Origin of the sequence: Larkinella sp. (assembly GCF_965227735.1) — a bacterium.
GTDB lineage: Bacteria > Bacteroidota > Bacteroidia > Cytophagales > Spirosomataceae > Larkinella.
Genome location: NZ_OZ245776.1, coordinates 4,289,957 through 4,314,605, shown reverse-complemented (window position 1 = coordinate 4,314,605; position 24,649 = coordinate 4,289,957). Strand labels below are relative to the sequence as shown.

General features: G+C 51.4%; 18 protein-coding genes. 7 read left to right on the top strand and 11 right to left on the bottom strand.

Annotated features, from left to right (window positions below):
- Positions 1-38: 38 nt before the first annotated feature.
- The 9 genes from ACO064_RS16910 to ACO064_RS16870 all read right to left on the bottom strand — a co-directional run bounded on the left by ACO064_RS16910 (position 39) and on the right by ACO064_RS16870 (position 10,814).
- On the bottom strand, positions 39-1,430 hold the full coding sequence (locus ACO064_RS16910) for an NADH-quinone oxidoreductase subunit N (protein WP_421828430.1): 1,392 nt from the start codon (positions 1,428-1,430) through the stop codon (positions 39-41).
- A 47-nt stretch (positions 1,431-1,477) separates the two neighbouring features.
- Positions 1,478-2,932, bottom strand: coding sequence for a complex I subunit 4 family protein (locus ACO064_RS16905; RefSeq protein ID WP_421828429.1), 1,455 nt, complete (start codon positions 2,930-2,932; stop codon positions 1,478-1,480).
- Positions 2,933-2,977: 45 nt separating this feature from the next.
- The gene (nuoL, locus tag ACO064_RS16900) at positions 2,978-4,915 is read right to left on the bottom strand and encodes an NADH-quinone oxidoreductase subunit L (RefSeq protein ID WP_114404534.1); all 1,938 of its coding nucleotides are present in this window, start codon (positions 4,913-4,915) and stop codon (positions 2,978-2,980) included.
- A 109-nt stretch (positions 4,916-5,024) separates the two neighbouring features.
- Entirely contained in the window at positions 5,025-5,372 is a 348-nt protein-coding gene (nuoK, locus tag ACO064_RS16895) for an NADH-quinone oxidoreductase subunit NuoK (protein WP_114404536.1), read from the bottom strand.
- 155 nt (positions 5,373-5,527) lie between these two features.
- A complete protein-coding gene (locus ACO064_RS16890; protein WP_421828428.1) occupies positions 5,528-6,337 on the bottom strand; it encodes an exonuclease domain-containing protein in 810 nt (269 codons plus the stop codon).
- 108 nt (positions 6,338-6,445) lie between these two features.
- Positions 6,446-7,945 carry a glycerol kinase GlpK gene (glpK, locus tag ACO064_RS16885; RefSeq protein ID WP_421828427.1) on the bottom strand — a complete coding sequence of 500 codons (1,500 nt, stop codon included), beginning with the start codon at positions 7,943-7,945 and terminating at the stop codon, positions 6,446-6,448.
- A gap of 398 nt (positions 7,946-8,343) precedes the next feature.
- Complete coding sequence (locus ACO064_RS16880) at positions 8,344-8,850, bottom strand: hypothetical protein (protein ID WP_421828426.1); 507 nt, start codon at positions 8,848-8,850, stop codon at positions 8,344-8,346.
- Between the two features lie 15 nt (positions 8,851-8,865).
- Positions 8,866-9,705 carry a rod shape-determining protein MreC gene (gene mreC, locus ACO064_RS16875; protein WP_114404540.1) on the bottom strand — a complete coding sequence of 280 codons (840 nt, stop codon included), beginning with the start codon at positions 9,703-9,705 and terminating at the stop codon, positions 8,866-8,868.
- Between the two features lie 83 nt (positions 9,706-9,788).
- Complete coding sequence (locus ACO064_RS16870; RefSeq protein WP_114404541.1) at positions 9,789-10,814, bottom strand: rod shape-determining protein; 1,026 nt, start codon at positions 10,812-10,814, stop codon at positions 9,789-9,791.
- A 217-nt stretch (positions 10,815-11,031) separates the two neighbouring features.
- On the opposite strand from ACO064_RS16870, the gene ACO064_RS16865 reads away from it, so the two are divergent.
- The 7 genes from ACO064_RS16865 to lon all read left to right on the top strand — a co-directional run bounded on the left by ACO064_RS16865 (position 11,032) and on the right by lon (position 19,432).
- The gene (locus tag ACO064_RS16865; RefSeq protein WP_421828425.1) at positions 11,032-12,534 is read left to right on the top strand and encodes a GH3 auxin-responsive promoter family protein; all 1,503 of its coding nucleotides are present in this window, start codon (positions 11,032-11,034) and stop codon (positions 12,532-12,534) included.
- Between the two features lie 3 nt (positions 12,535-12,537).
- Positions 12,538-12,900 carry a nucleotidyltransferase domain-containing protein gene (locus tag ACO064_RS16860; RefSeq protein ID WP_421828424.1) on the top strand — a complete coding sequence of 121 codons (363 nt, stop codon included), beginning with the start codon at positions 12,538-12,540 and terminating at the stop codon, positions 12,898-12,900.
- On the top strand, positions 12,897-13,292 hold the full coding sequence (locus tag ACO064_RS16855; RefSeq protein ID WP_421828423.1) for a HEPN domain-containing protein: 396 nt from the start codon (positions 12,897-12,899) through the stop codon (positions 13,290-13,292). The genes ACO064_RS16860 and ACO064_RS16855 overlap by 4 nt, the downstream gene beginning before the upstream one ends.
- Complete coding sequence (locus tag ACO064_RS16850; RefSeq protein ID WP_421828422.1) at positions 13,285-14,457, top strand: 1-deoxy-D-xylulose-5-phosphate reductoisomerase; 1,173 nt, start codon at positions 13,285-13,287, stop codon at positions 14,455-14,457. Before ACO064_RS16855 ends, ACO064_RS16850 begins: the two co-directional genes overlap by 8 nt.
- A 346-nt stretch (positions 14,458-14,803) precedes the next feature.
- Complete coding sequence (gene rseP / locus ACO064_RS16845; protein ID WP_114404546.1) at positions 14,804-16,141, top strand: RIP metalloprotease RseP; 1,338 nt, start codon at positions 14,804-14,806, stop codon at positions 16,139-16,141.
- A gap of 130 nt (positions 16,142-16,271) precedes the next feature.
- Complete coding sequence (locus ACO064_RS16840; protein ID WP_421828421.1) at positions 16,272-16,700, top strand: DUF6702 family protein; 429 nt, start codon at positions 16,272-16,274, stop codon at positions 16,698-16,700.
- A gap of 209 nt (positions 16,701-16,909) precedes the next feature.
- Entirely contained in the window at positions 16,910-19,432 is a 2,523-nt protein-coding gene (gene lon, locus ACO064_RS16835; protein WP_421828420.1) for an endopeptidase La, read from the top strand.
- A 167-nt stretch (positions 19,433-19,599) separates the two neighbouring features.
- Here lon and ACO064_RS16830 read toward each other — a convergent pair whose 3' ends face one another.
- Positions 19,600-21,147: a SusD/RagB family nutrient-binding outer membrane lipoprotein gene (locus ACO064_RS16830; RefSeq protein WP_421828419.1), complete on the bottom strand. Its 1,548-nt coding sequence runs from the start codon at positions 21,145-21,147 to the stop codon at positions 19,600-19,602.
- Between the two features lie 22 nt (positions 21,148-21,169).
- Positions 21,170-24,406 carry a SusC/RagA family TonB-linked outer membrane protein gene (locus tag ACO064_RS16825; protein ID WP_421828418.1) on the bottom strand — a complete coding sequence of 1,079 codons (3,237 nt, stop codon included), beginning with the start codon at positions 24,404-24,406 and terminating at the stop codon, positions 21,170-21,172.
- Positions 24,407-24,649: the final 243 nt, after the last annotated feature.

Here is a 24,649-nt window from a genome sequence, read left to right as displayed (position 1 = left end):
TATCGGTGAGGAGTTTATGAGCCAACGGTTGGCAGACTCTACATCATATTCTGAAATAAACCGGGTACCAGCCCCAGAATGATCGTGATGGCCGTGGCCGCAATCAACACAAACCGGTAGAACGGAGCCACCTGAATGTAGGTTGATGAACCCTCGCGGAAATACATGGCGATCACCACCCGGAAGTAATAATAAATTCCCACCGCCGACATCAAAACCGCCAGCACCAGAATCCAGACCATGCCTTTGTCGATTGCCGCCGAGAAAACCATGAATTTGCCCCAGAATCCGGCCGTCAGCGGAATACCGGCCAATGATAACATGGAAACGGCCAGAATGAACGCCAGCAAGGGATTCTGACGTGATAGTCCGTTGAAAGCCGAGTACGTATCGTCGGGGCGTCCGTCGGAAGCGCGCTGTTTGGCCACCACCAGCAGAATGCCAAAGGCCGCAATGGTAGCGACAGAGTAGGCCAATGAATAGAAGACCAGTGCCTGCTTCGATTGTTGACCCAGAGCCGCCAAACCGATCAGCAGATAACCCGCGTGGGAAATACTCGAATAGGCCATCATCCGTTTAAAGCTGTCCTGGTAAGCCGCCGTCAGGTTCCCGACCAGCAGGGTCAGCCCCGTAATGGCCGCCAGCGTGATCCACCAGAAACCGTAAATGGCGCCGAAAGCAACCGACAGCAACTGGAGCAAAGCCGCAAAACCGGCGGTTTTGACGACCGTCGACATAAAAGCCGTAAACAAAGTCGGTGCGCCTTCGTACACGTCGGGCGTCCAGAAGTGAAACGGAGCCGCCGAAACTTTGAACAGCATACCGATCAAGATCATCAACACGCCCAGGTAGAGCAACAAAGACGGACGGCCCTGCGCCAGCGCGATGTAGCCTTTGATGTCCGTCAGCGTAAAGGAACCAGACGCGCCATACAACAGCGCCATGCCGAACAGCATGATGCCGGTGGCAAAAGCGCCCATCAGAAAATACTTCAGTGCCGCTTCGTTGGAACGCAGATTCTTTTTGTCACTCCCCGTCAGGACGTACATGGAAACCGACAGAATTTCGACGCCGACGAAGAGCATAATCAGGTTCTCGTAGGCGATCATCATGATGGCCCCGACGATGGAAAACAACAGAATAGCGTAATATTCAGCGGGTTGAGCAGCTTCATCATCCAGAAAATCGCCGGAAAGGGCAACGACCATAAAGGCCGAAACCAGCACGATGCCCGTGAATAAAATCGCCGTGTTGCTAACCAGCAGCATATCGCCGAAATAGAGGTACGATTTATTCCACTCCAGAAACCCGGCTCCCAGGGCAATCAGGATAAAAAATAAAGTCGCCGGTAACAGAACCGCCCGGGACTTCAGGAAGCCCAGGTACAAGAGTACGATTCCAAATACAGACAGCAGTATAATCGAAAGCATATCTTTTATCGTTTGAAGTCAAACCGCACCAGCGGCCCGGCTTGTACTTATTTTATAAACTGTAACAGATTCGCGACGGCCGGTTCGGTCAGTTTCAAAAACGAGTTGGGAACCAGACCAATCCAGAAAACCATAATGCAAAGCGGAATGAACACCCAGCTTTCGCTTCCGGAAACGTCTTTGAAACCGGTCGTTATATCCGTGGTTTTGCCAAACATGGCCTTTTGAAACAACCGCAGCATGTAAACCGCCCCGAAAATGATGGTCAGACCGGCTATGGCACCCAGAATATTGTTGTATTCGAACACGCCGGCCAGCAGCAGAAACTCACCGACAAAACCGTTCGTCAGTGGCAGGGCTACACTGCCCAGCAGCAAAATCATGAAATACACCGTCAGTTTCGGCGTGTATCGGGTAATGCCGCCCATCTGATCGAGCAGCCGGGTGTTGGTGCGCGACGCGATGATATCAGCGACAAAGAACATGCCGACGACGTTGATTCCGTGCGCCAGCATCTGCACCAGCGCGCCCTGAATCCCGTAGGAGGTCTGCGAGAAAACCCCGGCGGCCATTAAACCGACGTGCGAAAAGGATGAATAGGCAATCAGGCGCTTAATGTCGCGCTGACGAATGGCGATGATCGCGCCGTAGACAATGCCGATCACGGAAAGAACGATGGCTGTGGTTCCCCAGAGGTTAACGCCTTCCGGAACGATGGGTAACAGCAGGCGAATAACGCCATAAACGCCCATTTTCAGCATAATACCGGCCAGCAACATGGTGGCGGGTGTCGGTGATTCGACGTAGGTATCGGGTTGCCAGGTATGAAAAGGGAACACCGGCATTTTAATGGCAAAAGCAATGAAGAAGGCCCAGAAAATCCAGGTTTGCTCGGTTGCGCTCAACGACAGGTTATACAGGTCCGTAATCGCTGAGGAATGCAGACCGGCTGCAGTCGACGTTTTGAAGTACAGATAAACCAGCGCCACCAGCATGAAGAGACTCCCGAAAATGGTGTACACGAAAAACTTGAACGTGACCGCGATCCGGTTTTCGCCCCCCCAGGAAGCGGCCAGGAAATAAATTGGAATCAGAGCCGCTTCAAAATACAGGTAGAACAAAAACGCATCCCGCGCCGTGAAAACCCCCATCAGGGCGGCTTGCATGAACAGAATCAGCGCGTAAAAAACCGCCGGACGCTCGTAGGCATGGCGAAAAGCCGATAGAATGATCAGGGGAGTCAAAAGGCCGGTCAGCACCACCAGCAACAGACTGACACCGTCGATTCCGGCACTGAAGCGAATGCTGCCCGCGGCAATCCACGGATAATCGAAGGCGAATTGCGACGTAGCATCAGGAACAAAGCTGAAAAAAGCGTAACCCGATAAACCCAGTTCGACCAGAGCGCCCAGAAAAGCGATTTGTTTGGCCTGTTTCCCCCCAACAGCCAGCACCAGCAGGGCCGCCAGAATCGGAAAGAGCAGAATAGAAAGTGTAAGCATCTACTAGTTGTATGATAAGTGACTGTTGACCAATCCGCCCATGCACTAAAACTTGATAAAAAACCGCAGCCACAGGATGGTGGCAATGCTGACGACCATCGCGAAAAGGTAGAAACCGATTGAACCGGTCTGCATTTTCCGCAACTGCCCCGACGTTTGTTTGACGCCCCAGCCGATGCCGTTCACGACGCCGTCGATGATAAACTCACCGAAACTGTAGAAGGCATCCGACAACCCACGGGTCGGCTTCACAATGATGGTTTCGTAGAGTTCGTCGATGTAATATTTGTTATACAGCACTTTTTCGACCACCGGGCGGTCGACCGTATCCGGCTCGGGCATCGTAACCCGCTGTATATACAGAACGTAAGCAACCACCAGCGACAAAATGGCGACGCCCGACGAAATACCCATCAGCATGTATTCTTCGCTGTGGGTCAGCAGGGTTTCGTTAAATGCTTCGGGCCGGACTTTGTGCGACAATTCAAAAATAGGGTTCAGGAATTCGGCCAGATGGGCACTGCCGCCCAGGGCTTCCGGCACGTTGAAAAAACCGCCGATGACCGACAAAACCGCCAGCACCAGCAACGGAACCGTCATGGTGGCGGGAGATTCATGCAAATGTTCGCGGGTGTGTTCTGTGCCGCGGAACCGTCCGAAAAACGTCAGGAACAGCAGTCGGAACATGTAGAAGGACGTCATGGCCGAGCCGATCACGCCGAGAATCCAGAGGAATTTGTTGTGCTCGTAGACGTGCATCAGAATTTCGTCTTTCGAGAAGAAACCGGCGAATGGCGGAATACCGGAAATGGCAATGGTGGCAATCAGGAAGGTCCAGTAAGTAACCGGCAGGTATTTGCGCAAACCGCCCATTTTCCGGATGTCCTGTTCATCGGCCATCGCGTGGATCACGCTACCGGCACCGAGGAACAGCAAGGCTTTGAAGAAGGCGTGGGTCATGACGTGGAACATGCCGGAGGTGTACCCCATCACGCTCAATCCCAGGAACATATAACCCAACTGACTCACTGTGGAGTAAGCCAGCACTTTCTTGATGTCGTTTTGAACCAGACCAATCGAAGCAGCCAGCAGAGCCGTGGCGATGGCAATGCCGCCCATAATTTCGAGCGTAATCGGCGATAACGTGTAAAGAACGTTGGAGCGAACGACCATGTAGATGCCCGCCGTTACCATCGTGGCTGCGTGGATCAGGGCCGAAACCGGAGTTGGCCCGGCCATAGCGTCCGGAAGCCAGGTATAGAGCGGAATCTGAGCTGATTTCCCCATCGCTCCGACAAACAGCAGCATCGTGATGGCCACAACCGTGGGATCGCTGACGGGAAAACCGGCCGCCTGTTCGAACACTTCGAGGTATTCGACGGTGCCGAACGCGCCCATAATCATGAAAATACCGAGCAGGAAACCGAGGTCACCGATGCGGTTCATGACGAAAGCTTTCCGGGCCGCGTTGTTGTAACTCGTATTCTTATTCCAGAAACCGATGAGCAGGTACGAGCAAAGCCCGACGCCTTCCCAGCCAATGAACATGACGACGTAGTTGGACCCCATCACCAGCAGGAGCATGAAAAACAAAAACAGGTTCAGGAAAGCCATAAACTTTCCGTAACCGTCGTCGTGTTTCATATAACCGATGGAATAAATGTGGATCAACGATCCGACACCGGTCACAATCAGCAGCATAATCAGCGAAAGCTGGTCGATCTGGAACGAAAACGGGATGTTGAAGTGGCCGACCGTGATCCAGTCGAACAAAACCGTTCGGATGGGGGCGGCATTCCCGAGTTCAGAAATGGTGGTAAAACCGTCGAACACCAGCAGAACACAGGCAAAAGCGGCCAGGGGACCTAAAGCGCCGATGATTCCGACCAGGCTGGTGGGCACCTTCCGAAAACCAATTCCATTAATAATGAATCCGATTAAAGGCAACAGCGGAATCAAGAGTATCAGTAAATCCGTCTGCATTTCTTAGAGCTATAGCGTTGTTGGAATTATGAATTATGAGTTATGAATGTACAGGAGTGTCCCGTAGTGATGAATAAAATTCATCGTTCATCATTCATCATTGTGGTAATTACCACTTGAGTTTATTGAGCAAGCCGACGTCAATTGAACGGGTATTGCGGTAAATCATCACGATGATGGCGAGCCCAATGGCTACTTCGGCCGCAGCAACTGCCATGATGAAAAAGACAAAAACCTGACCGGTAGGATCGGCCCGGTAGGATGAGAAAGCAATGAGCATCAGATTGACGGAGTTGAGCATCAGCTCAATCGACATAAAAATGATGATGGCATTTCGCCGGGTCAATACACCGATAATGCCGATGACAAACAGCGCCGTGCTAATGATGAGGTAGTATTTCAAGTCGATCAGTTGGATCACTTCGGGTACTTGAATCGGCACTTGGGTTGGCTGCATACGACTCTGAAGTTCGATTACTACTGGTTAAGGCCTTGTTCCGGTTCTCGGTGAGCAGCGGAGAAGACCCGGCAAAGTTAAGTAATATTCCCGCTTACTCAAATGGTTTGGGAATTTGGAATGAGTACAGGTTACCGGACGGTTTTCTGCCGCGGTCATCGTTTGTTGAACATCCGCAGTTTGATCTCCGTCAGTTTCCGTTTGGTATCGAGCGGAAATTCACTCTTCAGAATCCAGTCGTAGAAAGACGGTTCTTTCTGCAGCACATCCACCACCAGCGTGCCTTTGTGCTTGCCAAAATTGACCACTTCCTTTCCTTCTTTGTTGTAGACCATGTGCCCCCGCAAATCGACGTTGTTGTTCAGCATCAGCTTGTTAAGAACATCTACATCGTTGCCAATGATGATTTCATTGCCTTTTTCGTCGTTGACAATCGCGCCGTCGTAGCGAACCACCATCGACTCCAGCACTTCAAAAGTAGCAATGGTATCGGCTTCCGCGCTGTGGGCGTTGATCAGGTCTTTGCCACAATAAAACTTGTAGGCGGCTTTCAGCGTGCGCGGTTCCATCATGTGGAAAATCCGCTGGACGTCGATCAGACGTCGGTTTTTGAGGTCAAAATCGACATTGGCGCGCAAAAATTCTTCCACTAGCAGCGGAATATCAAAGCGGTTGCAGTTATAACCACCCAAATCGCAGCCGTCCAGAAACTGGGCCATGGAGCGGGCCACGGTTTTGAAGGTCGGTTCGTCTTTTATATCCTCGTCGTAAATACCGTGAATCAGACTGGTTTCGAGCGGGATAGGAATCGTGGGATTGATGCGTTGAGTTTTGATGACCACTTCGCCGTTGGGAAGTGCCTTGGCAATACTGATTTCAACAATCCGGTCTTTCATCGGGTCGATGCCCGTGGTTTCCAGATCGAAGAAAGCCAGTGGTTTTTTAAGAATGAGCGTATGCGTCATAGCCGGTTTACGTACGTGTACGGAGTGTACGGCTGCAAAAATACGCAGGAGTATGGTCTCCGCCCTCCTGTAGTCACCGAATTAATTCAGCGACTACAGGAAGACCGGTTAATTTTCCCAGCCAAACGAGCGTTCAACGGCTTTTTGCCAACCGCGATAAAACCGTTGCTGATCGGCTTCGTCCATCTGGGGCTCGAAGGTTCGGTCGACGCCCCAGTTCTGGCGCAGGTCGTCGAAACTGCTCCAGTAGCCCACGGCCAGACCGGCGGCATAGGCCGCGCCCAAGGCCGTGGTTTCGGTCATTTTCGGTCGAATTACCGGCACCCCAAGCATATCGGCCTGAAACTGCATCAGTAACTCATTGACCGTCATGCCCCCATCGACCCGCAACGAACTCAGTTCGATACTGGCATCTTTTTCCATCGCCTTCACCACATCGAGCGTCTGATAAGCCGTGGCTTCCAGAACCGCCCGCGCGAGGTGGGCTTTGGTAACAAACCGCGTCAAACCGGCGATGACACCCCGGGCGTCGGCCTTCCAGTACGGTGCGTACAAGCCCGAAAAAGCCGGAACGAAATACGCCCCGCCGTTGTCGGCGACGGTTCGCGCCAGCGTATCCACCTCGGCGCTGGTCGAAATCAGGCCGAGGTTATCGCGCAGCCACTGAACCAGCGCCCCGGCAATGGCTACGCTGCCTTCCAGTGCGTAGTGAACGGGCTGATCGCCAAACCGGTAGGCCACCGTCGTGAGCAAACCACAGGTAGAATGGCGCAGTTCGGTGCCGGTGTTCATGAGCAGAAAACAGCCGGTTCCGTAGGTATTTTTAGCCTGCCCGGGTTCAAAGCACGTCTGCCCGACCAAAGCCGCCTGCTGGTCGCCCAGAATCCCGGCGATGGGAACGCCCGGCAACACTTCCGAGGTTACGGTGCCGTAGACCTCGCTGCTCGACCGGATTTGCGGCAGCATCGCCCGCGGAATGTCGAAGGCTTCCAGCAAGGCATCGTCCCACTCCAGTGTTTCCAGGTTCATCAACTGGGTCCGGCTGGCGTTGGTCACGTCGGTGATGTGCTGGCCGTTGTAGATCCCGCCCGTCAGGTGCCAGATCAGGAACGTATCCATGTTGCCAAACAACGCCAGACCGCGCTCCGCATCGTCACGCACACCCGGCACATTGTCCAATATCCACTTGATTTTCAGGCTACTGAAATAGGTAGCCATCGGTAATCCGGTGGCTGCCCGAAACCGATCCTGTCCGGCTTCCTCAGCGTATTTGGCCACCAGATCGCCAGTGCGGGTGTCCTGCCAGACGAGGGCGTTGTAATACGGTTTCCCGGTTTTCCGGTTCCAGACCACGGTGGTTTCGCGTTGGTTGGTGATGCCGACGGCGGCAATGTCGCTGGCCTGAATCTGGGCATTGATGCGGGCCCGTGCGATGACCTCCTGCGTGTTGCGCCAGATTTCTTCCGGATCGTGTTCTACCCAGCCGGGTTGCGGATAAATCTGGGAATGTTCCTTCTGTCCGATGGAGACGATGTTGCCCTGGCGATCAAAAACGATGCAACGGGTGCTGGTGGTACCCTGGTCGATGGCGGCTATGTAAGTGGGCATAAGGGGCTGAAATTCGGCTGATTTTAGGAGTGATGCTGAAAAAAAGCCGTAATATAGGAATTTATCGCTATCGAATAGGATTTCGGTCCATCTCCATGAAAAGCCGAATGAAGAATAGAACTATCGGAGTTATTTATCCCGTAGGGATTGAACAGCGTAGCGTCGGTAGTAGATAGGGTATTCTATTCTTTCGCGTGCCGTCAGGCAAGCAACGATCGCAGCAATCCAAGGGTCGCGTACCTCACGGCACGCGGGAGCAGGTCGGAATTCTTGAACTACCGACGCTGCGCTGTTGAGCCCCTACCGGGGCAAAATGTAGCTCGGTTATCCAATAACTTTGAATCATTGTCTTAATTTTTGCAGACAGACCATACTATAATGACCCAGAAGCCCGAGAATTAATTTCGCGAAAAATACTGCACCAGCATGATGGTGACGGAGGTAAATACCGTACTGGCGACAATTTTCACCATAGCTGGCAGAAAAAGGAGGACGTTATTAGCTTCGATCAGGAAGAGCGCGAAGTGGTGGATGAACGTCAGCATCAGGACGTAATAAAAGAAATTGCGCGAACCCATTTCGTGAATCGAAAAGACAATCCGGCTATCAAAGCCTCGCTGGGCCGCCTGAAACCGCACTACCGCCGGTCGAACATAAGCCATCAATACGGTTGCGGCCGCGTGCATCCCCAACGTGTTGTAAAACGTATCGACGATGATTCCGACCCCAAAAGCCGTCAGCAACGTAGCCGACAGACTCATTTCGGAAGGCAGTAACAAAATGCAGGCCACGTAAACAAAGCAAAACGCCACATCGAACAGCACCAGATTCCGCACAATTAGAATCTGGAGAGCCAGGTACAACACAAACAGGAAAACGATGTTCAGGATTTCGCGTAACGTCATGGGTTTGTGTTGACTTTATCTCCGTTCCGGTTCGGTGGTTTCTTCCAGTTTTTCCTGCTCGCCCTGCAATTTGTTCTCGACAACGTAAACGAAAGACAGGTTATTAAAATCCGTCCCCACGGACAGGGTGACATCGTGGAAAGTTTGATTGGGCATTTCGCCAACCCGGATGACGCGGCCTACCAGAAGCCCCGACGGGAAAATGGCGTTGTATTCCGACGTGACCACCGAATCGCCCCGGTACATTTTTGTATTGCGCGAGATGTCCAGCATTTTCATCCGGGTCGGATTGATACCATCCCATTTAACGGTCCCGATGACGCCGGCTTTCACCAGTTTGGAAGAAACCATATAGTCCGAATGCAGGATGGAAGTCACAATTGAAAGGTGTTCGGAACAAATCTTGACTTTGCCAACGACGCCGGTGGGCGAAATCACTCCCATGCCGGGTTTGATGCCATCGGCTGAGCCTTTGTCCAGCGTAATGTAATTGTTGGGGTGCTGCGTGGTGTTGTTAATCACCCGGGCCACCCGGTACTGAAACCGGGTCGCGAAAATCGAATCCGTCTGGTAGCTGGTGGGAGCCTGCGGTTTTTGCTGCTGGAGCTGGGTGACCAGCGTATTGAGCCGCCGGTTTTCCTCGGCCAGATCGGTGTTGACCTGCCGCAGCCGGGCATATTCCTGGGCCTTGTTCGACCAGTCCAGAATTTTGGCCGCGTAATAATTGGAAGTGTTAAAAAAACGAACGCTCCAGTAGTTATTGGTATTGATAATAAAATAAAAGCTCAGCACCTCGAGCAGAACAAACAGAATGAAGTTCCGGCTTCGGACGATGAACTGGAATAACTCAAACATGAGCTAAAAATGATGAATGATGAACGATGAATGATGAACGATTATAATAGACATCCTTCATCGTTCATCATTCATCATTTCTATTAGCTAATTAGGACGGACTTGTACATGTCGAGGTTTTTGATGACCTCGCCGGTTCCTTTCACGACGGCTTTCAGCGGATCGTCGGCCACGTGGATCGGCAGCTTGGTTTTGGCACCAATCCGTTTGTCGAGGCCGTGGAGCAACGCACCACCACCCGTCAGGTGAATCCCGTTCGTATAAATATCGGCGGACAATTCCGGTGGCGAAATTTCCAGTGCCTTCATCACGGCTTCTTCGATCTTCGAAATCGATTTATCGAGGGCGTAAGCGATTTCGCTGTAGGTCACCTTGATTTCTTTTGGAATCCCGGTCATCAGGTCACGGCCCCGGATTTCGTAGTCGGCCGGTGGGTTGTCGAGTTCGGGCAGAGCCGAACCCACCTCCATCTTGATTTGTTCCGCCGAGCGTTCGCCGATCAGCAGGTTGTGTTCCCGACGCATGTAATCGACAATGTCGCGTGTAAACACGTCACCGGCAATCCGGATCGACTGTTCGCAGACGATTCCCGACAGGGCAATAACCGCAATTTCCGTGGTACCTCCGCCGATGTCGACAATCATCGTTCCGTTCGGCTGGGTAATATCGATTCCGATTCCGATGGCAGCCGCAATCGGTTCGTGAACCATGTATACTTCTTTGGCGCCGGCGTGTTCGGCAGAGTCCTTGACGGCCCGCTTTTCCACTTCTGTGATACCAGACGGAATGCAGATCACCATCCGGTGGGAAGGTGAAAACAGCCGGTTGCCCGTATCGATCATCTTAATCAACCCGCGAATCATCAGCTCAGCGGCCGTAAAGTCGGCAATGACACCATCTTTAAGCGGGCGGATTGTTTTGATATTCTCGTTCGTCTTTTCGTGCATTTGCATCGCCTTGTGACCAATCGCCAGGACTTTCCCATTAATTTTGTCCATAGCGATGATCGAAGGCTCATCCACCACAATCCGGTCTTTGTGAATAATCAGCGTATTGGCGGTACCGAGGTCAATCGCAATATCGCTTGAAAGAAAGTTAAATAGTGCCATTCGTTATTTTCGTGCAAGCACGGTGTAGCTCCTGTTTTTGGAGGTGCAAAAATATAGATAATTCGAGACAACTATCGCTAAATAATTGGATTTTTATTATTTTTTATCCATGAGGATTGTTTACTAAAAAAACAGCGGTTCGGAACGCCGGGCGGGGCGGTTCAGAATATCATTCCGCCGGGATACATTAGCGTAAAACTGTTACCTTTGCGGGGCTATGGGAATCCGATCAGTATTGAGCAAGCCACTGGCGCAGTATGTCGTACAGCGGCAACAGGAGTGGATGCACCGACCGGGCGAGACGCAGCAACGGTGGTTTCAGGCCCTGCTCGAGGGGGCCAAAAATACCGCTTTTGGCCGCGATCACCGGTTTAAAGACATTAACTCCTACCCCGAATTTCGGCAAGCCGTTCCCATCCGCGACTACGAAGACCTTAAACCGTATATCGAGCGGATTCTGGCCGGTGAGTCGGATGTGTTGTGGAAAGGGAAGCCGGTTTATATGGCCAAAACGTCCGGAACCACCTCCGGCACAAAGTACATTCCGATCACCAGAGAGTCGATTCCCAACCACATCAACTCGGCCCGCGACGCGCTGCTGAACTACATCCACGAAACCGGAAAGGCGGCTTTTCTGGACAAGAAGCTAATTTTTCTGTCGGGCAGCCCGGAGCTGGTCGTCAAAAACGGCATCAACATCGGGCGGCTTTCCGGTATTTCGAACCACCACGTCCCGGCCTATCTGCGCACCAACCAGTTGCCGTCTTTCGAAACTAATACCATCGAGGATTGGGAGACCAAACTGGAGAAGATCATCGACGAAACGCTGACGCAGCCGATGTCGCTGATTTCGGGCATTCCGCCCTGGGTGCAGATGTATTTCGACCGGATTCAGGCGCGAACCGGAAAGAAGATCAAGGACGTATTTCCCGACTTTTCGCTGTTTGTCTACGGGGGTGTCAACTTTGAACCCTACCGGGCGAAATTGTACGAATCCATTGGCAAGAAAATCGACAGCATCGAAACCTACCCGGCTTCGGAGGGCTTCATTGCCTACCAGGATACGCAGACCGAAGAAGGCCTGCTGATGATGCTGAACAGCGGTATTTTCTTCGAATTCATTCCGGCGGAAGACTATTTCTCCAAAAACCCACGCCGACTCACCATCGATCAGGTCGAACTGGGCAAGAATTACGCCGTGGTCATTCACAACAACGCCGGTTTGTGGGGCTATTCGCTGGGCGATACCGTTAAGTTTGTCTCGAACGATCCGTATCGGCTGCTGGTAACCGGGCGTATCAAGCACTTTATTTCGGCCTTTGGCGAACACGTCATCGGCGAGGAAGTCGAGAAAGCCTTGCACTACGCGATGGAGCAACACCCCGAAACGGAAGTGGTCGAGTTCACTGTGGCCCCGATGGTTTCGCCCCTCGAAGGACTGCCCTATCACGAGTGGTTTGTCGAATTTGCGACGCCCCCGAACGACCTGGATGCATTTACCCGCGACCTCGACCAGCGGTTGACCAAGCTAAATACCTATTATGACGATCTAATTTCGGGCAGCATCCTGCGTCCGCTCAAGCTGACGGTTTTGCCCCGCGAAACGTTCCGGAATTACATGAAGTCGCAGGGCAAGCTGGGCGGTCAGAACAAAGTACCCCGGTTGTCGAACGACCGGGTGATTGGGGAAGGGTTGTTACAGACGATGCAAACGGTATAGACGATGGAAACGTACACCAATACTGCTGACCGTTTGGAACATATTCCAGCTACTATTCAATCTTTACTTTATACAGTAAAGGCAAGATTGGAAGCCTGGTATAAAAACCGGCTTGACCGAATTATTTTATATGGTTCTTATGCGCGTGGCGATTACCATGAAGAATCTGACATTGATCTACTTATCATTCTGAAAGACAAAAACGTATCAAGATTACAAGAGATCAACGACCTTGTTGCCTTAAAATATGATTTGATGATCAGCAACAACATCTTGTTGTCGACCAAAGCCGTTACCGAAAGCGATTATAAAAATAGACCAAACGCGATCTATTATTTTATCAGACGTGAGGGCATTGTATTATGAAAGATGCCATCCGGTTACGAATTAAGAAAGCGGATGAAAATTTGGCCGCTACAAAATCAAATCTTGAGGATAGGTTCTTTGGAGTCGCTGTCAATCGAGCTTATTACGCTATGTTTTGCGCTACTCAAGCCTTGCTCCTGATTCATGGTTTGCACGTTAAAACTCACAAAGGAATGCATGTAAAGTTTGGAGAGCTTTATATACAATCAAATATACTTCCTAAGGAAATGGCGACGTTATTGACTGCTACCGAAGATTTGCGGATAGAAGCTGATTATGATTTTGACGAGACCATAACGCACGAAGAAGCCTCCGTTGGCTTTCAGAATGCCACTTTTTTTGTCAATAAAGTTAGAGAATATCTACGATTACAAGATTTACTGGATGACTAACCCCCAAAAACGCCATATCGCCATTCTCGGCTCTACCGGCTCCATCGGCACGCAAACGATCGACGTGATTCGCGCCCATCCCGATGCATTCGAAGTCGAAGTGCTCGTGGCCAACAACAATGCCGAACTGCTGATCGAACAGGCTGCGCTGGTGCGCCCCAATGTGGTGGTGATCTGCAACGAAGACCGCTACGATCAGGTGTTTTCGGCCCTCGATCCGCTGGGCATCAAGGTCTATGCCGGTGCGGCAGCGGTTTCGTCGGTGGTGCAGATGGAACGCATCGACATCGTGCTGACGGCCATGGTCGGCTACGCGGGTTTGCTACCCACCATCAAGGCCATCGAAGCCGGGAAGCACATCGCCCTGGCCAACAAGGAAACCCTCGTAGTAGCGGGCGAATTGATTACCAAACTCGCGCAGGAAAAAGGCGTCAACATTCTCCCCGTCGATTCGGAGCATTCGGCCATTTTTCAGTGCCTGGCCGGGGAACTGCATAATCCGATCGAGAAGATCATTCTGACGGCTTCTGGCGGACCGTTCCGGGGAAAAACGCGGGAATTTCTGAAAACCGTGACCAAAGCCCAGGCGCTGAAACACCCGAACTGGACGATGGGCGCCAAAATCACCATCGACTCGGCCACGCTCATGAACAAGGGGCTGGAGGTCATCGAAGCCCGGTGGCTGTTTGGGCTGGAACCGTCGCAGATCGAGGTAATCGTTCACCCCCAGAGCATCATCCATTCAATGGTGCAGTTTCAGGATGGCAGCATCAAGGCGCAGATGGGTTTGCCCGATATGCGACTGCCGATTCAATGCGCGCTGGCGTACCCCTACCGTTTACCTTCCGATTTTCCGCGCTTCGACTTCCTCCAGTATCCGTCCCTCACATTCGAACAGGCTGATCTTGAAACATTTCGTAACTTGCAACTCGCTTTCGACGCGCTCGGGCGGGGCGGCAACGTTCCCTGCATCGTCAACGCGGCCAATGAGGTAGCCGTGGAAGCTTTTTTGCACGACGAAATCGGGTTTCTGGAAATCTCCGAAATCATCGAAGAAGGCATGCAGAAAGTGGCTTACGTGGCCCAGCCAACCTACGAAGACTACGTTCGGACGGATGAAGAAACCCGGCGCATTGCCACCGCCCGAATTAAAAGTTTCGTTTAATTGTTTCCCGATAAAAGCGAATTAATTCGTGGCTTTTCGGGAATTTTTTAACCACGCAACGTTATCTACGTATGGATTTTTGGGTCTGGTTTATCATTGGGTTGGTGATTGGCTTCGTTCTGCTCAAGGTATTTCGAAGAGAAAACAAAGGCCGGCCTTAAAAATAAGGAAGTATGCTGCTGATCAATCAGGAATTTTGGAACGGGTTTATCGAGGCTCTTGTGGTCTGTTCCATCATTTTCGGCATCGTGTACTTCCTGAAATTCAGAAAACAGAAGCAACAATACAATAAAAACTAATCAATTAACAAGCAGGCGGTTCGCTGCAATAATCAAAGTTTGAACGAATGGAAATAGTAATCATGGCAGGACAGCTCATTTTGGGCCTGTCAATATTAGTGGGTTTGCACGAGTTGGGACACCTGCTGGCCGCCAAAGCGTTCGGGATGCGCGTGGAGCAGTATTTCATCGGTTTCCCGCCAAAAGTCTGGAGCATCAAGCGCGGAGGAACGGAGTATGGTCTCGGTGCTATCCCGCTCGGCGGTTTTGTTAAAATCACCGGGATGATCGACGAATCGCTCGATACGAAAGCGATGCAGCAGGAACCGCAACCCTGGGAATTCCGCTCCAAACCCGCCTGGCAGCGGCTGATCGTCATGTTGGGCGGCATCATCATCAACGTCATCACCGGGATTGTCATCTTTGTCGCCCTCACCTACAAAAACGGAGAAACGTATCTTTCGGCCCGCGATGCCAAATACGGTATTGTTGCCTACGAATTGGGCAAAGAAATCGGCCTGAAAACCGGTGATAAGATCGTTCGCATCAATGGTAAACCCTTCGAGGATTTCAGCGACATCCGGAGTTCGGAGGTCTTTCTGGGATCCGACAGCTACTACATCGTTGAACGGACCGGTGCTGATGGGAAAGTGGAGGAAGTGACCATCGACATTCCCAACGACTTTATCAACAAGTTATCCGACAAGAAGAATGCCGGGATGTTTGTTGAAGCCATTCAGCCCTTTCGGGTGGGTGAACTGGTACCGGGAATGCCCGCCGAAAAGTCCGGTTTGAAGAAAGGCGACGTTATCACGGCCGTCAACGGTCAGCCCACACGGTTCTACCACGAGTTTCAGGATATTGTCAAGGCGAACGTCAACAAACCGATTACGTTGACCGTACAACGTCCGAACGTACCCCAGCCGGTTTCACTCAAAACGACGGTGACCGACAAAGGTCAGATTGGTTTTGGCGCCGAAACGCTGCTGAAGAAAACCCATATCGACTACACGTTTGGCCAGGCGCTGGTGAAAGGAACGGAACAGGCTTTCGGCGTGGTTTACGACAACATCAAAGGATTCGGTAAAATTTTCCGGGGCGATGTGTCCGCTTCCAAAGCCTTGAGCGGCCCGATTGGCATTGCCCAGAATCTTTTTGGCGGTGTCTGGATGTGGGAACGTTTCTGGTTCGTAACGGGTCTGCTATCGATGGCACTCGCTTTCTTCAACATTCTGCCGATTCCGGCCCTCGACGGCGGTCACTCGACGCTGTTGCTCTACGAAATGGTGTCGGGACGGAAACCGTCGGACCGGTTTTTGGAAGGAGCCCAACGGGTTGGCATGGTGATTCTGCTGAGTTTGATGGCGTTTGCAATCTTCAATGATGTATTCAAAGCGGTTTTTTAAGTTAGTACACAGAGTTTATCAGAGAAAAACAGGGCTTATCAGAGAAAAATCTTTTTTAACTCTGATTTTCTCTGATAAACTCTGTGTAATAACTTTTTTATTACTGACCGCCAGCCGACCGGTGCATCCGGTGCATACCAGCATTACGCAAATGCAGTACAATGCGGCTGAAAAAACGTTTGAAGTCAGCCTTCGGGTGTTTACCGACGATCTGGAAGAAGCCCTGACAAAAGAGAACAACAACCAGCGCGTGCGGCTCAGCGACAAAGATGCCAACGGCCCCTTGGTGGAGCGCTACGTCCGGAAGCACTTCGGCCTGACCAGCGCCAGCCGCCAGCGCAAACCGTATCGGTATCTGGGCAAGGAACAGGAAGTGGATGCCACCTGGATTTACATCGAAATACCGTATACCGAACCGGTTCAGGGCAGTCTGCTCCAGCAATCCATGCTGACGGATGTATTCGATGACCAGATGAATCTGGTGAACGTCAGCTATCTGGCCGAGAAAAAAACCGTCCTGTTCCGAAAAAGCAATACGCAGCAGGTCCTGAGCTGGTAGGCGTACTTACCCGGAGGAAATGCATTGATTCTGCGGATGCTTTGAGTTTCATTTCCTTTTTTGTTACTTGTATCGATACAGACAATTCTGCCTGTTTTTTCACACAAAATCTTTGGCATACCCCTTGCGCTAGTTATCAATCTTTGTTTCTCAATACCTATTAAGCCTGTATGATACGCTAAGACTGTCAGTTTGGCAGGCACCTAATTATGAGTGTAAACAGTAAATACGATACCCAATTGTGGTTAGCTGAGTCGGATCTGGACAACCTCGAAATTGTTCCGTTGGGATCAGCCGATGATGCCGACGACGACTATATTGTCCCCAGTGACCTGTCGATCCTGCCCGTACGGAATACGGTGCTTTTTCCGGGCATGGTTATTCCGGTGACGGTGGGGCGGCAGAAATCGATCAAGTTAGTAAAGAAAGCGTACAAGGGAAACCGCATTATTGGCGTCGTAGCGCAGTCGAACCAGCAAAAAGACGAGCCGACCGCCGACGACCTCTACCGCCTGGGAACGGTCGCGTATATCATCAAGATGATTACGCTGCCCGATGGCAACATCACCATCATCATTCAGGGCAAAAAACGGTTTGAAATTGTCAATTACCTCCAGGAAGAACCGTATCTGACGGCCAACGTCCGCCAGATCGACGACCATTTTCCGAGTCCAAACCGGAAGGAGTCGAAAGCCCTGATTCAATCGCTGAAAGAATCAGCCTATAAAATCCTGCGTCTGAATCCGGAGATTCCGCAGGAAGCCCGGATTGCCCTCGACAACATCGAAAGCCCGATGTTTCTGATGCATTTTCTGTCGTCGAACATCGAAGGGGAAGTTGCCGATAAACAAAAATTACTGGAAACGACCGAAGGCGCGCAACAGGCCACGCTCCTGCTCGAATTCATGCTGCGGCAAATTCAGTTGCTGGAGCTCAAACGCGAAATTCAGACCAAGGCCAGTTCGGACATCGACCAACAGCAGCGCGACTATTTCTTGCGCCAACAGATCAAGGTGTTGCAGGACGAACTCGGTATGGACAGCCCCGACCGCGACCTGGAGGAAGTCCGGATGCGGGCGGCCCGCAAAAAGTGGACCCCGGCGGTTCAGGCCCATTTTGACAAGGAACTGAACAAACTGCAACGGATCAACCCGATGGCACCCGAGTATCCGGTGACGATGAATTACATCGAGTTGATGGTCGATCTGCCCTGGAACGAGTATTCAAAAGACAATTTCGACCTCCGCCGGGCGCAGAAAGTCCTCGACAGCGACCACTTCGGGCTGGAGAAAGTGAAGGAACGGATGATCGAATACCTGGCGGTTTTGAAACTAAAAAACGACCGGGCCTCCGAAGGCATGAAAGCCCCGATTCTGTGTTTATACGGCCCTCCGGGCGTCGGAAAAACCTCACTCGGCCGCTCGGTTGCCAAAGCGTTGGGCCGGAAATACATCCGGATGGCCCTGGGTGGCGTTCACGACGAAGCCGAAATCCGGGGTCACCGGAAAACGTACATCGGCGCGATGCCGGGCAAAATTATTCAGAACATTAAAAAATCCGATTCGTCGAACCCGGTTTTTATTCTGGACGAAATCGATAAAGTAAGCTCCGATTTCCGGGGTGATCCATCGTCGGCGCTGCTCGAAGTGCTCGACCCGGAACAGAACTCGACGTTTATCGACAACTACCTCGAGGTGGAATACGATTTGTCGAAAGTGTTGTTCATTGCCACCGCCAACTCGCTCGACACCATTCACCCGGCCCTGCGCGACCGGATGGAAATCATCGAGCTGACGGGCTACACGGTAGAAGAGAAAATCCAGATTGCCAAGAAATACCTGATTCCGAAGCAACGGAAAGAACACGGTTTGAAGCCGAAAGATCTGATGGTAGACGACAAAGCCATCCAGCGGATTATCGAAAGCTACACCCGCGAGTCCGGCGTTCGGAATCTGGAGCAGAAAATCGGTGCGCTGGTTCGCAAAATCGCCAAGTCGATTGCGTTGGAAGAAGACTATCCGAAAACCATCAAACCGGCCGATGTGCTGAAAATGCTGGGGGCCGAAATCTTTGACCGCGATCTGTATTCCGACGACGATATTGCCGGTATTGTGACCGGTTTGGCCTGGACGCAGGTTGGCGGTGAAATTCTGTTCATCGAATCGAGCCTGAGCCGTGGCAAAGGCAACCTGACGCTTTCGGGCCAGTTGGGCGACGTCATGAAAGAATCGGCGGTGACGGCCTTGTCCTATCTGAAAGCCCATTCTGACCAGATTGGTCTCGACTACAACGTTTTCAACCACTACGATCTGCACGTTCACGTGCCGGCCGGTGCGGTGCCGAAAGACGGCCCTTCGGCGGGGATTACGATGCTGACGTCGATGGCATCGATTTTCACCCAACGGAAAGTACGGCCTTACCTGGCGATGACGGGTGAAATTACGTTGCGCGGAAAAGTATTGCCGGTGGGCGGTATCAAAGAAAAGATTCTGGCGGCCAACCGGGCGGGTGTCCGCGAAATTCTGCTTTGCTCTAAAAACCGGAAGGATGTGGAGGAAATCAACCAGAATTACATCAAGGATCTGACCATTCACTACGTCGATACAGTCGATCAGGTGCTGGAAACGGCCCTTTTGCCCCAGCAGGTGTCCAAACCGATGAAATTTGTGTTCCCGAAGGATAAAGAAAAAGAAAGCGAACCCGCCGTTCCGGCAACCGTGACGGTTTTGTGATCGCTTTAAGTTAATGTTAAATGCAAAATGATGAATGCCAAATGTAAAAGTGTTCAGATCCGGAACTTTTACATTTGGCATTCATCATTTTGCATTTATGATTCCTAAAAAAGAAAGGTCACCGATACGATGACCTCCTTCCAATAACCTAACTGGTAAAGTTTATTTTAATCGACATCCCAGAACAGTTTGGTGCTGAAGGCATCGATGGTCCCCTGGGCAGTTACGTTGGCACCATTTGAACCCGACTCGGTATTGGGGTAATAAAACCGTACGGGACGTTTTGCATCTGCCACCTGGATACTTTGGGGCAGAACCGGCAGGTTCGTACGGCGGTATTCCGTCCAGGCTTCCAGACCACTGAAGTTCGTCAGCGCAATCCATTTCTGAATGGCGATGGCCGTCAGTTTATTCGTCGATGCATCCCAGTCGTAATTTTCAATTTTGCTTCCCTTGAAAGCCTCTGCTCCGGCGACATTCGCGCCCAGCACGCGGAATGACTGCGTGATGCCCGCTTCAAAATACGCTTTGGCAGTCAATGGCAGCGTTACATCCGAAAACCGTTGTTTAGCTTCAGCCAGCAGGAATTGGACTTCCGACGCCGTCATCAGGATGGCTGGTCGGTTGTATTCCCCTTTTACGATCAGACTGGGTCCCAGCGAAGTGGTATTGGCTGGCAGATAGCCGGAACTAACGCCAAACGGTGTTCCGGAATAGTTGGCCGAGACTTCTTTCTGAACACTGGTGCCTGGTACACTTCCGTTTTCTCCACCATTCGCATAGGCAATTCGCTTCATGCGCAAGGTGTCTCCTGCGGCTTTCAAGCCATCGATCAAAAACTTGGTAGGACGGGGAAAGTTGTTCAACGCCCGTTTGGCCCCGTTGGCATCGTAGCCCCAGCGGTCATAAACACCGTTTAGCTTGCCAGCGGTTGCCAGAAAGAAGGATGCACCACCAACGCCAACCTCTTCGCCTGTGATGAAGCCCGAGCCCTCTGCCACAATCTTATTGATCTCCGTCTTGATGTAGGTCTCTCTTCCGGCCACTTTAGACTGACGAATCAGAATTTTCATCTTCAGTGAGTTAGCAAACTGCGCCCACTTGGTAACATTACCCCGAAAGACAATATCGGAACCCGTGAAAGCGCTGGCGAATGGATTGGCCTTTAGATCGGCAATGGCCTCATCCAGGAGCGTAATCAGCGATTCATAAATGACCTTCTGGTCATCGAATTTCGGAGCCAGTACTTCGCCCCCTTTCAGGGCTTCCGTATACGGCACGTTGCCGTACATATCGACCAGTTGCTGAAACAACATGGCTTTCATCACCTTCGCCGGGCCTTTCAGGTATTTTTGGTTATTGGCATCGGCATTGTTGATCACAAACTGGTAATCCTGCAGGTTGTCGTAGTAAGCATCCCAGTAGGTGAAATCACCATTGGTAAAGTTGTAGGCAAAAATGGTCGTGTTGATAATGTACCCGTTTCCCTGCGACCACTGGCCGGCCCAATAATACCCGACTTCGTTAGGCTGGTTGCCGGTCGCGCTGTTACCGATCAGATTCGTAGCCGTAGTATTCAGTGCATTCGTCAATACAAAGCTCGGCGATGCCGTTGGCAGTACGTTCGGGTTGGTATTGATGTCCAGAAAGGATTCTTTACAGGACGTACCAAGGAAGGTCACGACGGCAACTATGAAGAGTGATTTTAATTTCATGTCGAAGTAATTTCGGTGGTTACTAAAATGTAAGGTTGATGTTTACACCATATTGACGAATCGGCGGAGTCTGGCCGGTCGTGTTGATCCCCACACTATTGGCAGTGGTCATACCCGGAATGGCCGTAGCACCCGGTGCTTGATTACCTATGTTACTGAATTCAGGATCTGTGTAATAATTGAGTTTATCCACGATCGTAAATACATTCCGTCCGTAAATGGAAATGCTTGCGCCCGACAAAAACTTCGTTTTCGTAAGCAGATCGGACGGCAGACGATACGAGAGGTTGATGTCCCGGAGTTTGATGAACCAGGCTGGTGCCACGAAGTTTTCGGAGATCAGCCGGTAGTTGTCAACCCAAAGGCCATATTCCGCTTCACGCACGTTAACCGTTGTGTTGTTCACCACGGTTTTTCCGTCCGTATCCAGATAAGCCGAATTCGGGAAGATGTGTGGAGCGCGGTTTTCAGTCCATTTACCGGTTCCGGTAAAGGTCATCTGGCGGCCCAGGTCACTGAACATAACGTTGCCACCCCGGTATTCGAAGTTAAAGGTGAAGGCAAAGTTGCCATACTCCATTTTGGAACCCAGCCCGGCAATGTGCTTGGGTAATACGCCCCCCCGGGTCGACAAAGCCGCGTTACGCAAAGGATAACCCGTGGTAGAGTTCACCAGCACCCGACCCGATCCATCCGCAGCATACTGATACCCGTCGGTTTTCAGCATCGGGAAACGTGATCCTTTGATTACGTTGGTATTGGCGTAGGCAAACGTGTTGTTAAGCTGGAATTCATTCACGCCCGGATATAGATCGTTCACCATATTATCGTTGAAGGAGTACCGAACGCTGGCATCCCAGGAGAACTTACCACCCCGCGCAATCAGGTATTTTAATTCAGCTTCGTAGCCCCAGTTTTTGGTTTCTCCTACATTGATCAGCAGGTTATTAAAACCGGTCGAATTCGGAACCTTAACCGTAATAACCTGTCCTTTAGAACGTTGTGAGTAAGCCGACAAATCCACGTTGATGCGGTTATTCAGCAACTGGAATTCACCACCGATTTCGGACGAGTAGACAATTTCGGGCTTCAGGTTGCCATCGGGCAATACGTTCCCGACCGACAGACCGACCACGTTGCCATACGGAAAGTTCGCACCATTGTTATAGGCCAGGTCAAGGCCGTATAACGGAATGTTGTCGTTGGCGTTTTTGTTGGCGTTCAACCGGAGCTTGGCGTAGTTCAGGATATTGCTTTTGAGCGAAGGAAAGGCGTCAGTCGCAATGAACGAAAGGGCGGCACCGTAGTAGGGATACGACCAGGTGTTGGCCGGACGATCGGGTTTGTAGAACCGCGACGTTGCATCGAAACGGAACGTACCGTTCAGGATCAGCCAGTTTTTATAATTCATGGTCAAATCCGCGTAGTAACCAAACCGGCGTTCCTGCGAGCTGATCTCACCGCCCGTCAATTCGCCCTGGCGGTTGGCTACGTTATACACATCGGGCACCACGATGGAGCTGGAACCAACCCCGATGGCTTTGGTCGTGCGCTGGTATACACTGTTTCCCAGAATCAGTTTGTTCGACAGCGGACCAAAATCTTTCGACAACTGAATCAGGAATTCGTTGTTGATGACATTTTCCGTACCTGCATAATCCAATACCGAGCCGAGTTGGTCCGTAATGGCCCGGTAGACGCCCGTGCCATCGCCATCCCGATAGAAGGGAGCCGGAATAAAAGCTTTGGTTTTAGCCCAGTCGGTATACAAAAACTTACCGGTGGTGTTTTTGCCGGTCCGTGAGTTATTCATAGCCCCCAACCGTTCGGTGAACATCAACCAGGAAGTCGGCTTGAAAACCAGGCTCACATTGCCATTCAGGTTAGAATCCTTGTACCGCATCCGTTGGTTGTCAGCGTTGAAATACGGGTTATTATAATAATCGTTATAAAAACCGTTCGGGTTTGCAAACTGATTCGTCTGCCAGTCGCGCAGGTCTTTCAAAGGCAGGTTGGCGGGCTGATTGAGGATGTCGTTGTAGAAGTCTGCCGAGGTTCGGTCATAAGCCGCCTGGGTATAAGCGGCATTGAAGCTGGTCGTCAGTTTGCCGTATTCTTTCGTTGCCGACAAACGGGCACCGGTCCGACTGCTTTTATCATGCGGTACAATCCCGTGTACGGTTTGGTTTTCAATCGACATATAGAACGAACTGGTTTCGTCCCCCCCCGAGAAGTTAACCTGGTTGTTCATGGAGATTCCGGTATCGAAGGCTTTCCGGCGGGCATCTTTAATAGCGGAGTAGGGCAGCATATATTGACCACCGCTTTCTGTTGTCCGGCCCTGCATCCGCATGGAGCCATCGAAGGCGTCACCATACTGCTGGTTTTCATACGAGCGCCAGTTGTCCTTCATCCGTTCCAGGTAGTCGGTTTTATAACCCGCTCCTCCAAAAGAAGTGGCATAGTGCGATCCGGAGCCATACTTGTCCTGTAGTTTGGGCATAAAGCTGATCTGTTCAAAGTTCGTACTGTTTGAATATGATACTTTCAGCTTTCCTTTGGCCCCCCGTTTGGTGGTAATGATCAGCGCACCGTTGATCCCGGCCGATCCATACAACGTAGCCGCCTGGCCCCCTTTCAGAATCGATACACTTTCAATATCGTTTGGGTTGATGATGGCCAGCACGGTCGAGGTGGTTTGCATCCCGTCCAGCACCACAAGGGCTTCGTTGTTCCCCGTTAAAGAGCGATAGCCCCGCAGGACCACCTTGACGGCTGGGTCCACGCTGTTGTTGACGTTATAAACCGCTAAACCGGTTACTTTTCCCGAAAGGGCCTGCGCCAATTGGGGTGAACGGCCCACGGTTACGTCATCGGTTGTTACATTGGAATACGCATACCCGATTTCCCGCTGGTTTTTCCGAATGCCCTGGGCCGTTACCACGATCTCCTGCAACTGGGAAACATCGGACTTCATGGCAACATCGACCCTGGTTTTCGTGTCTATCGTAACACTTTGGTTCAGAAAACCGATGAAACTGAATTGCAATACCGTTCCTTTTCCAACCGTGATCTGGTACGTACCATCGGCACTGCTCGTGGTTCCTTTCGTGGTTCCTTTCACAATCACATTCACACCGGGAAGCGGAGAACCATCTTCAACGGCCGTGATCCGGCCCGATACGGTAAGGTCCTGCGCCCACAAAGGCAGGCAGAACACCAGTGACAGCAGCAAGCTACTGAGTAAATGTTTTTTCATAATGAAATTGTAGTTTGTTTGGTTAATTCAACGAAACAGACGGTCACGGTGACAGTGTCAACACGGCCCGTTTACGTCATCCTGTTTTAGAAAAGTCTCCCGCAGGACGCGGGCAGCACAAACACTTGTTGCTACATCCAAAAACCGTATAGTCAGGGCGGATCGGGTATTGAATCGCACCGGATCTACAAGAGATCCATACATCTGACGACCTGGTTTTCAGGATTTACGCAACTACCGGTA